Source organism: Streptomyces sp. NPDC086519, assembly GCF_040686075.1.
In the GTDB taxonomy this organism is placed as follows: Bacteria; Actinomycetota; Actinomycetes; order Streptomycetales; family Streptomycetaceae; genus Streptomyces; species Streptomyces shenzhenensis.
In genome coordinates this window covers 1-11859 of sequence record NZ_JBFBJL010000015.1, presented here as the reverse complement: position 1 = coordinate 11859, position 11859 = coordinate 1, and the positions used below count along the sequence as shown (strand labels likewise).

Genomic DNA, 11859 nt, shown 5'->3' with positions numbered 1-11859 from the left:
GGTCAGCGCCCCGCGGACCCGCCGGTGACGGCAGTCACCCGAGGGCGGAGGCCCGTGGCGGGCGGTGCCGATGCGGCTGACGGGGCGGGGGCCGTGCAGGATGGGTGCATGGACCTTCGTATCTTCACCGAACCCCAGCAGGGCGCGAGCTACGACACCCTCCTCACCGTCGCCAAGGCCACCGAGGACCTCGGTTTCGACGCCTTCTTCCGGTCCGACCACTACCTGAAGATGGGCGACGTGGACGGCCTGCCCGGCCCCACCGACGCCTGGATCACCCTCGCCGGACTCGCCCGCGAGACCAAGCGGATCCGCCTCGGCACCCTCATGACCGCGGGAACCTTCCGGCTGCCCGGCGTACTCGCCATCCAGGTCGCCCAGGTCGACCAGATGTCCGGCGGCCGGGTCGAACTCGGCCTCGGCGCGGGCTGGTTCGAGGAGGAGCACAAGGCGTACGGCATCCCCTTCCCGAAGGAGAAGTTCGGCCGCCTGGAGGAGCAGCTGGCGATCGTCACCGGGCTCTGGGGGACCAAGCCCGGCGACACCTTCGACTTCCACGGCACCTACTACGACCTCACCGGCTCGCCCGCGCTGCCCAAGCCCGCCCAGGCGCGGATCCCGGTGCTGATCGGTGGCCACGGCGCCACCCGCACCCCCGAGCTGACCGCCCGCTACGCCGACGAGTTCAACATGCCGTTCGCCTCGGTCGAGGACAGCGAGCGGCAGTTCGGCCGGGTGCGCGCCGCCGCCGAGGCGGCCGGCCGGGGCCCGGACGAGCTGACGTACTCCAACGCCCTCGTGGTCTGCGTCGGCAAGGACGACCAGGAGGTCGCCCGCCGCGCCGCCGCGATCGGCCGCGAGGTCGACGAGCTGAAGGCCAACGGCCTGGCCGGCACCCCCGCCGAGGTCGTCGAGAAGATCGGCCGGTACGCCGAGATCGGCTCCCGGCGCCTCTACCTCCAGATCCTCGACCTCTCCGACCTGGACCACCTGGAGCTGATCTCCGACCGGGTCAAGTCGCAGCTGCCGTAACCGGGCAGGGTCGCGCATCCGGTCGGCCGTGACCGGGCTGTGACCGGAACTATGGCTTCCGTCGCGGTCGTTGGGGGCTCGCCCCGATGAGGTGACCGGATGCGCAGACCACACCCCCGTCTCCTCGCCCCTGCCGTCGTCGTTCTGCCGGCCACGGCCTGCGGCACGGAGCACGCGGACCCGAGCGGTGGCGTGGGCGCGGCCGGGCCGGCACCCCTCGGGACCACGGGGAGACTCGGCGTCGGCGCCTGGAAGCGGGCCGACCGGTGACGCGGGAAGCACTCCCCGGCCCCGCTCGGCGGCCCTCCGCACACCGGAACCGCGCACAAGCGCACGACCAGCGCTTTCGCAAGCGACCTCCACCGTGGCCCCGGCCCGCGGGGCCACGGGCCGGGGCCGGTCCGGACCGCGGAGGCGCCACAGGAGCGCACCCGGGAAAACCGTTGGTCGCGGCGGGGCGGGCCGGGAAGAATCGGACGGGTGTTCCTGACGATCTCCACGAGCGGCACCGCCGCCTCCCCGGCCACCGACCTCGGGTTCCTGCTGCACAAGCACCCCGGCAACGCGCAGTCGTTCACGACGTCCTACGGCGTCGCGCACGTCTTCTACCCCCAGGCGGACGCCGAGCGCTGCACGGCGGCGCTGCTCCTGGAGGTGGACGCGGTCGCGCTGGTGCGGCGCGGCAAGGGCAAGGGACGCGGCGGCGCACCCGACGCGGCGCTCGCGCAGTACGTCAACGACCGCCCCTACGCGGCCTCCTCACTGCTCGCCGTGGCCATCGGCAACGTCTTCTCCAGCGCGATGCGCGGCGTCTGCAAGGCCCGCCCCGAAGCCCCGGCCCAGCCGAGGCCGTTGCGGGTCGAGGTGCCCGCGCTGCCCGCCCGCGGCGGCCCCGGCCTCGTACGGCACCTCTTCGAGCCGCTCGGCTGGACGGTGACCGCCGAACCGGTCGCGCTGGACACCGAGTTCCCGGAGTGGGGCGACTCGCGCTATGTCGGCCTGGTCCTGGAGTCCGAGGCCCTGACCCTCTCCGAGGCGCTGCGCCACCTCTACGTCCTGCTCCCCGTCCTCGACGACGCCAAGCACTACTGGGTCTCCTCCGAGGAGGTCGACAAGCTGCTGCGCGCCGGCGAGGGCTGGCTGCCCGGCCACCCCGAGCAGAAACTCATCACCAGCCGCTACCTCTCCCGCCGCTGGTCGCTGACCCGGCAGGCGATGGAACGGCTGGAGCTGGTACGCCTCGCCGAGGCCGACGACAGCGAGGTCGAGGAGATCGACAACGCGGTCGAGGAGGAGACGGAGGCGGAGGAGAAGCCGACCCCGCTCGCCGTGCGGCGACGGGACGCGATCATCGAGGCGCTGCGCCGGTCCGGCGCGTCCCGCGTCCTCGATCTCGGCTGCGGCCAGGGCCAGTTGGTGCAGGCGCTGCTGAAGGACCCGTCCTTCACCGAGATCGTCGGCGTCGACGTGTCGATGCGGGCGCTCACCATCGCCTCCCGGCGGCTCAAGCTGGACCGCATGGGGGAGCGGCAGGCCGCCCGCGTCAAGCTCTTCCAGGGCTCGCTGGCCTACACCGACCGGCGGCTCAAGGGGTACGACGCGGCCGTGCTCAGCGAGGTGATCGAACACCTCGACCCGCCGAGGCTGCCCGCCCTGGAGTACGCCGTGTTCGGCGCCGCCCGCCCGCGCACGGTCCTCGTCACCACCCCGAACGTCGAGTACAACGTCCGCTGGGAGACCCTCCCCGCCGGCCACACCCGGCACGGCGACCACCGCTTCGAGTGGACCCGCGTCCAGTTCCGCGCCTGGGCCCACCGGGTCGCCGAACTCCACGGCTACGACGTCGAGTTCATCTCCATCGGCCCGGACGACCCCGAGGTCGGCCCACCCACCCAGATGGCCGTTTTCCACACCGGCACAGCCACCGTCGTCGCGAAGGAGGAGAAGGCGGCATGACCGAGACACAGCGCACCGGCCGGGTCCTCCCCGTCACCGACCTCTCCCTGGTCGTCCTCGTCGGCGCCTCCGGCTCCGGCAAGTCCACCTTCGCCCGGCGCCACTTCAAGCCGACCGAGATCATCTCCTCCGACTTCTGCCGGGGCCTGGTCTCCGACGACGAGAACGACCAGGGCGCCACGAAGGACGCCTTCGACGTCCTGCACTACATCGCCGGCAAGCGGCTCGCCGCCGGCCGCCGCACGGTCGTCGACGCGACCAGCGTGCAGCAGGAGTCCAGGCGCCAGCTGATCGACCTGGCCAGGCAGTACGACGTGCTGCCCATCGCCGTCGTCCTCGACGTGCCCGAGGAGGTGTGCGCCGAACGCAACGCGGCCCGCACCGACCGTGCCGACATGCCGCGCCGGGTCATCCAGCGCCACATCCGCGAACTGCGGCGCTCGCTGCGCCACCTGGAGCGCGAGGGCTTCCGCAAGGTGCACGTCCTGCGCGGTGTCGAGGAGGCCGAGTCGGCGACCGTCGTCACCGAGAAGCGGTTCAACGACCTGACCCACCTCACCGGCCCCTTCGACATCGTCGGCGACATCCACGGGTGCTCGAGCGAACTGGAGACCCTGCTCGCCAAGCTCGGCTACACCGACGGCGTGCACCCCGAGGGCCGTACCGCCGTCTTCGTCGGCGACCTCGTCGACCGCGGCCCGGACAGCCCCGGTGTGCTGCGCAGGGTCATGTCGATGGTCGGATCCGGTAACGCCCTGTGCGTGCCGGGCAACCACGAGAACAAGTACGGCCGGTACCTCAAGGGCCGCAAGGTCCAGCACACCCACGGACTCGCCGAGACCATCGAGCAGATGGACGGCGAGAGCGAGGAGTTCCGGGCACAGGTACGGGAGTTCATCGACGGACTGGTCAGCCACTACGTCCTCGACGGCGGGAAGCTGGTCGTCTGCCACGCCGGGCTGCCCGAGAAGTACCACGGCCGCACCTCCGGCCGGGTCCGCTCGCACGCGCTGTACGGCGAGACCACCGGCGAGACCGACGAGTTCGGCCTGCCGGTGCGCTACCCGTGGGCCGAGGACTACCGGGGCCGGGCGGCCGTCGTCTACGGCCACACCCCGGTCCCGGAGGCCACCTGGCTCAACAACACCGTCTGCCTGGACACCGGTGCCGTCTTCGGCGGCAAGCTGACCGCGCTGCGCTGGCCGGAGCGGGAGCTGGTCGACGTACCGGCCGAGCGGGTCTGGTACGAGCCGGCCCGGCCGCTGCGCACCGAGGCGCCCGGCGGTCAGGACGGACGCCCGCTGGACCTGGCGGACGTGCAGGGCCGGCGGGTCGTGGAGACGCGCCACCAGGGCCGGATCGCGGTCCGCGAGGAGAACGCGGCCGCCGCCCTCGAGGTGATGAGCCGCTTCGCGATCGACCCGCGGCTGCTGCCGTACCTGCCGCCGACCATGGCCCCGACGGGGACCTCGCGGGTGGACGGCTATCTCGAACACCCGGCGGAGGCCTTCGCCCAGTACGCCGCGGACGGGGTCGCCCGGGTGGTCTGCGAGGAGAAGCACATGGGCTCGCGGGCGGTGGCGCTGGTGTGCCGGGACGCGGAGGTCGCGCACAAGCGCTTCGGCGTCGCGCCCGGCCCCACCGGCTCCCTCTACACCCGCACCGGACGCCCGTTCTTCGCCGACGAGCCGGTGACCGAGGAGATCCTCGCCCGGATCCGCGCCTCGGCCGACGCGGCCGGCCTCTGGGACGAACTCGGCACCGACTGGCTGCTCCTCGACGCCGAGCTGCTGCCCTGGTCGCTCAAGGCCTCCGGGCTGCTGCGCACCCAGTACGCGGCCGTGGGCGCCGCCTCCGGCGCGGTCTTCCCGGGCGCGCTGGCCGCGCTGGAGGGCGCGGCGGCACGCGGCGTCGACGTCACCGGACTGCTGACCCGGCAGCGTGAACGCGCCGCCGACGCGGCCGCGTTCACCGACGCCTACCGCCGCTACTGCTGGACCACCGAGGGCCTGGACGGGGTGCGCCTCGCCCCCTTCCAGATCCTCGCGGTCCAGGGCCGCAGCCTCGCCGCGCTCCCGCACGACGAGCAACTCGCCCTCCTGGACCGGCTGGTGGAGCACGACCCCACCGGCCTGCTGCAGACCACCCGCCGCCTGCACGTCGACACCGGCGACCCGGAGTCGGTGCGGGCCGGCGTCGACTGGTGGCTGGAGATGACCGGCCGGGGCGGCGAGGGCATGGTCGTCAAGCCGGCCGGCGCGGTGGTCCGCGACGCGCAGGGCCGGCTCGTCCAGCCCGGCATCAAGTGCCGCGGCCGGGAGTACCTGCGGATCATCTACGGCCCCGAGTACACCCGCCCCGACAACCTCACCCGCCTGCGGGGCCGCTTCCTCAACCACAAGCGGTCCCTGGCGATCCGCGAGTACGCCCTCGGCCTGGAGGCCCTGGACCGCCTCGCGGACGGCGAGCCGCTGTGGCGGGTGCACGAGGCGGTCTTCGCGGTCCTGGCCCTGGAGTCGGAGCCGGTCGACCCGCGGCTGTGAGCCGCGGCGTCAGCCGACCAGCCGGAGCCGCCGCGCGCACGCCCCCACCCGGACCGTCTGCCCCCAGGTCAGCTCCAGGGCATCGGTCTCGATGCCGTCGCCGAAGGCGATCAGGCGGTCCGACTCGACCGTGAGGGTCAGCGCCGCCGAGGCCGTCAGCTCGCCGGCGACCAGGGCGGTCCCGGTGGCCGGCGAGGGCCAGGCCTCCCGGACGAACCAGAGGAGGCGGTCCTCCGTGGGGGCGGGCAGCGGCAGCCGGGCGCCGCGTTCCTGCCACACCGAGCGCAGCCATCCGGTGGCCCCGGTGCCGGTGCCCACCAGCACCCCGGAGGAGGCCTGGGCCTCGACGGCACCCCCGTCGTCCTCGAGGCCCAGGCGGTATCGGGCGGTCTGATGACCGGCGGAACCCAGGTAGATCTCGTTGAGCGCCACGAGCCGCTGCGTGTCGTCGGCGACCGCCTCGACCATCGTCAGCTCGTCGGCACCCGTGGCCGCGGCGGTGACCGAGGCCAGCAGTACGGCCGCCCGCCGCGGCCGGTGCCGTACCAGCACCCCCGGGTTGCGGCCGGGGTCGGTGTCGATGCCGATCACCGGCTGGCCGTCCAGGTACTTGGCCACGTTCGCCACCAGCCCGTCCTGGCCGACCACCACGACCACGTCCTCCGGCGCGAACAGGAAGCGGTCCAGGTCGGCCCGCTCGACCCGGGCCTGGCGCCAGGCCGGCGGCACCGCCGAGGTCACCTCGGCGAGCGCCCGCCGGGTGCGGCGGTGCCGTTCGGCGACCTCGGCCATGTCCCGGCCGCGGGAGGCGAGGAAGAAGGCGGCCTGGCCGTGCGTGCCGTGCCGGGCCACCAACTCCTCGTACTCCGTGGTCCGGTGGACCAGCACGGCACGTGGCGCGAGGCTCACTCCCGCTCCCCGCCCAGCCTGGCCAGCAGCCCGGTCAGCACGTCCGGCGACACGGTCACGCTGTCGATGCGCGGCAGGTTTTCGGCGAGCCGCGCGCCGGTGAGGGCGTGCAGCGTGGCCACGTCCGCCTCGCCGTGCACCCGCAGCCAGGCCGCCTGCGCCGCGGCCCGCGCCTCGCCGACCTCCCGCGCCCCCGCGGCCTCGGCCCGCGCGAGCGTGACCGCCCGGGCCGCCTCCGCCTCGCCCAGCTTCACGGACCGGGCCGCCTCCGCCTCCGCCAGCCGCAGGGTGCGGGCCGCTTCGGCGTCCGCCAGCTTCACGGATCTGGCCGCCTCCGCCTCCGCCAGCTTCACCGTCCGGGTCGCCTCCGCCGCGGCCCGGACGGAGTCCGCCGCCGCGTGCTCCTCGGCCTCGCGCCGCGCGTTGGTGCCCCGCTGCTCGACCAGCTGCTCCTCGCGGCGGGCCAGTTCGATCTGGCTCTCCAGTTCGTTCTCGGCGATCGCCCGCTCCCGCTCGACGGCCACCGCGCGCCGCTCGTACGTCGCCCGGTCGGCCTCCTGCTGGATCTGCTCGCGGGCCGGGGTGCGCAGCGCCCGCTCCACCTCGGGCTCCGGCCGCAGCGCCATCACCCGGACGGCCACCACCTCGATGCCGGTGGCGGGCAGCCGCGGTTCCGCCGCCAGGCCGGCCGCGATCCGCTCCCGGACCACCGCCACCCCGTCCACCAGCGCCCGCGCCAGCGGAGTGCGGGCCAGCACGTCCAGCGCGTGCTGCTGGGCCGTCTCGGTCAGCAGGGTGCCGAGCTGTTCGAGGGGGGTGCCGCGCCAGACACCGGTGTCCGGGTCGATGGAGAAGTCGAGGCGGGCGGCCGCGACGGCCGGGTCGCCGACGCGGTAGGTGACGGTCGCCTGGACCGCCACGTCCTGGAAGTCGGCCGTGCGGGCGTGGAACGTCATCGTCAGCTCGCGGTCGTCCACCGGCACCTCGGAGATGGCCGCGGTCAGCGCGCGGAACCAGAAACTGAGCCCCGGACCGTCGTGCAGCAGCTTCTCGCCCCGGTGGTGTCTGACGTGCGCCGTCGGCGCGCCGCGCAGATGCCGCCAGCCCAGGCGCCGGGTGATGTCGGCCATGGAGTCCCCCCTCGGGATTTAGAGTCAGTATGACAATAATCGCGCCCGCATCGTTTGTCGTCAAGAGGACGAGAAGAGGAATCGGCCCGGCGGCCGGGACAAGAAACGGCCGAGCAGGGGGTGAACACGGGCCGCGGTGGTCAGGATGGAGGCATGGGATTCCATGTCGACTCCGAGGCCGGGCGGCTGCGCCGCGTCATCCTGCACCGGCCGGATCTGGAGCTCAAAAGGCTCACCCCGAGCAACAAGGACGCCCTCCTCTTCGACGACGTCCTCTGGGTGCGCCGGGCCCGGGCCGAGCACGACGGGTTCGCCGACGTGCTGCGCGACCGCGGCGTCGCCGTCCATCTCTTCGGCGACCTGCTCGAGGAGGCGCTGGCGATCCCGGCCGCCCGCACCCTCATCCTGGACCGGGTCTTCGATGAGAAGGAGTACGGCCCGCTCGCCACCGACCACCTGCGCGCCGCCTTCGAGAAAATGCCGGCGCGCGAGCTGGCCGAGGCGCTGGTCGGCGGCATGACCAAGCGGGAGTTCCTGGCCGCCCACGAGGAGCCCACCTCGGTCCGCTTCCACGTCATGGACCTCGACGACTTCCTCCTCCAGCCGCTCCCCAACCACCTCTTCACCCGCGACACCTCCGCCTGGGTCTACGACGGCGTCTCCATCAACGCCATGCGCTGGCCCGCCCGGCAGCGCGAGACCGTGCACTTCGAGGCGATCTACCGGCACCACCCGCTCTTCCGCGGCGAAACGTTCCATGTCTGGTCGGAGGGGCAGGCCGCCTACCCCTCCACCATCGAGGGCGGCGACGTCCTGGTGATCGGCAACGGCGCGGTCCTGATCGGGATGAGCGAGCGCACCACCCCGCAGGCCGTCGAGATGCTCGCGCACGAACTGTTCGCGGCCGGCTCGGCGCGGAGCATCGTCGCCCTGGACATGCCGAAGCGGCGCGCCTTCATGCACCTCGACACGGTGATGACGATGGTCGACGGCGACACCTTCACCCAGTACGCCGGGCTCGGCATGCTCCGGTCGTACACCATCGAACCGGGTACCGACGACAAGGAGCTCAAGGTCACCGACCATCCGCCGGAGCACATGCACCGGGCGATCGCCGCCGCCCTCGGCCTCAGTGAGATCCGGGTCCTGACCGCCACCCAGGACGTGCACGCGGCCGAGCGCGAACAGTGGGACGACGGCTGCAACGTCCTCGCCGTCGAACCCGGTGTGGTCGTCGCCTACGAACGCAACTCCACCACCAACACCCATCTGCGCAAGCAGGGCATCGAGGTGATCGAGATCCCGGGCAGCGAGCTGGGGCGGGGGAGGGGCGGACCGCGGTGCATGAGCTGTCCGGTGCAGCGGGATGCCGTGTGACGCGAGACGGGGTGTTGTGTGTCGTGTGACGCGTGTCGTGTGACGCGTGACGTGTGACATTCCACAGGGCCACCCCAGGGAAGTGCCTGTATAGAAATGTGAAGCATCGTATATACTTCCAAAGTCCCTGAAGCTGATGACCCCTACCGCTGGAGCGCCCCATGGCGACTGTCCCGACCGCCCTCGCCGGCCGCCACTTCCTCAAGGAGCTGGACTTCACCCAGGAGGAGTTCCGCGGGCTGGTCGAGCTGGCCGCCGAGCTGAAGGCGGCCAAGAAGGCCGGGACCGAGACGCAGTACCTGCGCGGGAAGAACATCGCCCTGGTCTTCGAGAAGACCTCCACCCGCACCCGCTGCGCCTTCGAGGTCGCCGCCGCCGACCAGGGCGCTTCCACCACCTACCTCGACCCGGCCGGCTCGCAGCTCGGGCACAAGGAGTCGGTGAAGGACACCGCCCGGGTCCTCGGCCGGATGTACGACGCGATCGAGTACCGCGGGCACGGCCAGGGCGTCGTCGAGGAGCTGGCCGCGTTCGCCGGGGTGCCCGTCTACAACGGCCTCACCGACGAGTGGCACCCCACCCAGATGCTCGCCGACGTGCTCACCATGACCGAGCACTGCGACAAGCCGCTCGCGGAGATCGCCTTCGCCTACCTCGGCGACGCCCGTTACAACATGGGCAACTCCTACCTCGTCACCGGCGCCCTGCTCGGCATGGACGTCCGGATCGTCGCGCCCCGGCTGCTGTGGCCGGACGAGACCATCGTCGAGCTGGCCCAGCAACTCGCCGACGCGTCCGGCGCCCGGATCACCCTCACCGAGGACGTGAAGGACGGCGTGCGCGACACCGACTTCGTCGCCACCGACGTCTGGGTGTCGATGGGGGAGCCCAAGGAGGTCTGGGACGAGCGCATCGCGCTGCTCGGGCCCTACGCCGTCACCATGGACGTGCTGCGCGCCACCGGCAACGCCGACGTCAAGTTCCTGCACTGCCTGCCGGCCTTCCACGACCTCGGCACCGTCGTCGGCCGCGAGATCCACGAACGGCACGGGCTGACCGAGCTGGAGGTCACCGACGAGGTGTTCGAGTCCGAGCACTCGGTCGTCTTCGACGAGGCCGAGAACCGGATGCACACCATCAAGGCGGTCCTGGTGGCCACGCTCGCCTGACCAGCCCCGGTCATTGCCCCGCTACGTCGGTCACGGGCGCCGGAACTCCACGCCGGCCGTGGCCGGGAACGACGCGGTCACGCCGGACGCCACTGACGCGGTACCACGGGAAGCCTGAACCACACCGCCTTGCCGGACTCGGTGGGGCGGTGCCCGCACGACGAGCTCAGGGCGCGGATCAGCAGCAGGCCGCGCCCGCCCTCCTGCATGGGGTCGGGCTCCTCGATCACCGGACGGGTGAGATGGCCGGGCGGCGCCGGGTCCGGGTCGTGCACCTCGACCTTGCAGCCCCCCGGCATCAGCTCGACGACCAGCTCTATCGTCCCCCGGCCGGCGGTGTGCTCCACGGCGTTGGCGACCAGCTCCGCGGTGAGCAGCTCGGCGGTGTCGGCATCGGCCGCGTGGTCGGTCTCCTCCATCGCCGAACGCACCAGAGCACGCGCGACCGGCACGGCCGCGACGGTGTGCGGCAGCGCGATACGCCAGGAGGCGGCTGCGGAAGGTGGTTCGTACACGGCGATTCCGTTCATGGCGCAGGCGATCACTGCTTGTCCTGCTTTCAACTGTAGGAATGGTACGGGTCCCGTCCCAGAGGCCATCGGCGCCCCCCTGGCGGGACCTTCGTCCCGGTAACGGGTGGCTTACCCCGGCCCTGGGCCCCGCTCGCACATCCGGCTCCGTTGTTACCGCGCTATTGACGCGCTGTGACCTTGTGACACGGCACATACAAAAGAGCCCCCGGTGTCCGGGGGCTCTTTCGCGGCGGCGGGGGTCAGCCGAACTCGACCATCCCCGCCGTCAGCGTCGCGCCGTCCGCCGGGTCGATCAGGATGAACGCGCCGGTACGGCGGGAGACCGCGTAGGCGTCCAGGGGCAGCGGCTCGGCGCTGCGCAGGGTGATCCGGCCCAGGTCGTTGGCGATCAGCGAGGTGGCGCCCGCCAGGTCCCGGACGATCGCCTTGACGGTCCGGGTCGCGTGCTTGAGCAGCACCCGGTCGCCCACCCTGAGCGGCCGGTCGGCCAGATGGCACACGGCCGCCGTCACGTCCTTGGTGAGCACGGGCGCCTCGGGACCCGCCGTCATCATGTCGCCGCGCGAGACGTCCCGCTGGTCGGCCAGGCGCACCCCGACGGACTGCGGGGCGTGGGCCGTCTCGACCCCGGTGCCGAGCACGTCGATCGCCGCGATCGTGGAGGTCTCCCCGGACGGGTGGACGGTGACCCGGTCGCCGACCCGCAGCGAGCCGGAGACCAGCTGGCCCGCGTAGTGCCGGATGTCCCCGTGCCGGATGACGTACTGGACCGGGAAGCGGGCCGGGGCGTCGGCCGCGTCCGCGGCCACCGGGACGTTCTCCAGGAACTCCAGGAGCGCCGGGCCGTCGTACCAGTCCATGTGCGCGGAACGGTCGACGACGTTGTCGCCCACCAGCGCCGAGACCGGGATCGCGGTGACCTCGGGGAGCCCCAGCTCGGCGGTCTGGGCGGTGAAGTCGGCGACGATCCGCTCGAACTCGGCCCGCTCGTAGCCGACCAGGTCCATCTTGTTGACGGCGAGGACGACGTGCGGGACCCGGAGCAGGGCGGCCACGGCCGCGTGCCGGCGGGTCTGCTCGACGACCCCGTTGCGGGCGTCGATCAGGACGATCGCCAGCTCGGCGGTGGAGGCGCCGGTGACCATGTTGCGGGTGTACTGCACGTGGCCGGGGGTGTCGGCGAGGATGAAGCGGCGCTTCGGGGTGGCGA

General features: G+C 72.6%; 10 protein-coding genes. 6 read left to right on the top strand and 4 right to left on the bottom strand.

Going from position 1 to position 11859, the window contains the following annotated elements; translation table 11 throughout:
* Positions 1–108 precede the first annotated feature (108 nt).
* From AB0P24_RS16270 to AB0P24_RS16255, 4 genes are all read left to right on the top strand, one after another.
* Complete coding sequence (locus AB0P24_RS16270; protein ID WP_365794354.1) at positions 109–1032, top strand: LLM class F420-dependent oxidoreductase; 924 nt, start codon at positions 109–111, stop codon at positions 1030–1032.
* A 99-nt stretch (positions 1033–1131) separates the two neighbouring features.
* Entirely contained in the window at positions 1132–1302 is a 171-nt protein-coding gene (locus AB0P24_RS16265) for a hypothetical protein (RefSeq protein ID WP_365794352.1), read from the top strand.
* Positions 1303–1512: 210 nt separating this feature from the next.
* Positions 1513–2988, top strand: coding sequence for a 3' terminal RNA ribose 2'-O-methyltransferase Hen1 (locus tag AB0P24_RS16260; RefSeq protein WP_365794350.1), 1476 nt, complete (start codon positions 1513–1515; stop codon positions 2986–2988).
* Positions 2985–5531: a polynucleotide kinase-phosphatase gene (locus AB0P24_RS16255; protein WP_365794348.1), complete on the top strand. Its 2547-nt coding sequence runs from the start codon at positions 2985–2987 to the stop codon at positions 5529–5531. The genes AB0P24_RS16260 and AB0P24_RS16255 overlap by 4 nt, the downstream gene beginning before the upstream one ends.
* Positions 5532–5540: 9 nt before the next feature.
* Here the strand turns inward: AB0P24_RS16255 and AB0P24_RS16250 are convergent, their stop codons facing one another.
* Positions 5541–6440 (bottom strand): hypothetical protein, encoded by a 900-nt coding sequence (locus AB0P24_RS16250; protein ID WP_365794346.1) that lies wholly within the window; start codon positions 6438–6440, stop codon positions 5541–5543.
* Positions 6437–7570, bottom strand: coding sequence for an SPFH domain-containing protein (locus AB0P24_RS16245; RefSeq protein ID WP_365794344.1), 1134 nt, complete (start codon positions 7568–7570; stop codon positions 6437–6439). Before AB0P24_RS16245 ends, AB0P24_RS16250 begins: the two co-directional genes overlap by 4 nt.
* A gap of 153 nt (positions 7571–7723) precedes the next feature.
* On the opposite strand from AB0P24_RS16245, the gene AB0P24_RS16240 reads away from it, so the two are divergent.
* Together AB0P24_RS16240 and argF are read left to right on the top strand one after the other, a co-directional pair.
* On the top strand, positions 7724–8947 hold the full coding sequence (locus AB0P24_RS16240) for an arginine deiminase (protein WP_365794342.1): 1224 nt from the start codon (positions 7724–7726) through the stop codon (positions 8945–8947).
* A gap of 161 nt (positions 8948–9108) precedes the next feature.
* Positions 9109–10116: an ornithine carbamoyltransferase gene (argF, locus tag AB0P24_RS16235; protein ID WP_365794340.1), complete on the top strand. Its 1008-nt coding sequence runs from the start codon at positions 9109–9111 to the stop codon at positions 10114–10116.
* A 77-nt stretch (positions 10117–10193) separates the two neighbouring features.
* Here argF and AB0P24_RS16230 read toward each other — a convergent pair whose 3' ends face one another.
* On the bottom strand, positions 10194–10646 hold the full coding sequence (locus AB0P24_RS16230; protein ID WP_365794338.1) for an ATP-binding protein: 453 nt from the start codon (positions 10644–10646) through the stop codon (positions 10194–10196).
* A 242-nt stretch (positions 10647–10888) separates the two neighbouring features.
* Positions 10889–11859, bottom strand: a 971-nt coding sequence (locus AB0P24_RS16225; RefSeq protein ID WP_365794336.1) for a GTP-binding protein, incomplete at its 5' end; no start/stop codon positions are given.

Excerpts from the sequence above, each read along its gene's own strand:
- argF (WP_365794340.1), top strand. The coding sequence starts at position 9,109 with ATGGCGACTGTCCCGACCGCCCTCGCCGGCCGCCACTTCCTCAAGGAG.
- AB0P24_RS16265 (WP_365794352.1), top strand. The coding sequence starts at position 1,132 with ATGCGCAGACCACACCCCCGTCTCCTCGCCCCTGCCGTCGTCGTTCTG.
- AB0P24_RS16240 (WP_365794342.1), top strand. The coding sequence starts at position 7,724 with ATGGGATTCCATGTCGACTCCGAGGCCGGGCGGCTGCGCCGCGTCATC.
- AB0P24_RS16255 (WP_365794348.1), top strand. The coding sequence starts at position 2,985 with ATGACCGAGACACAGCGCACCGGCCGGGTCCTCCCCGTCACCGACCTC.
- AB0P24_RS16270 (WP_365794354.1), top strand. The coding sequence starts at position 109 with ATGGACCTTCGTATCTTCACCGAACCCCAGCAGGGCGCGAGCTACGAC.
- AB0P24_RS16230 (WP_365794338.1), bottom strand. The coding sequence starts at position 10,646 with ATGAACGGAATCGCCGTGTACGAACCACCTTCCGCAGCCGCCTCCTGG.
- AB0P24_RS16245 (WP_365794344.1), bottom strand. The coding sequence starts at position 7,570 with ATGGCCGACATCACCCGGCGCCTGGGCTGGCGGCATCTGCGCGGCGCG.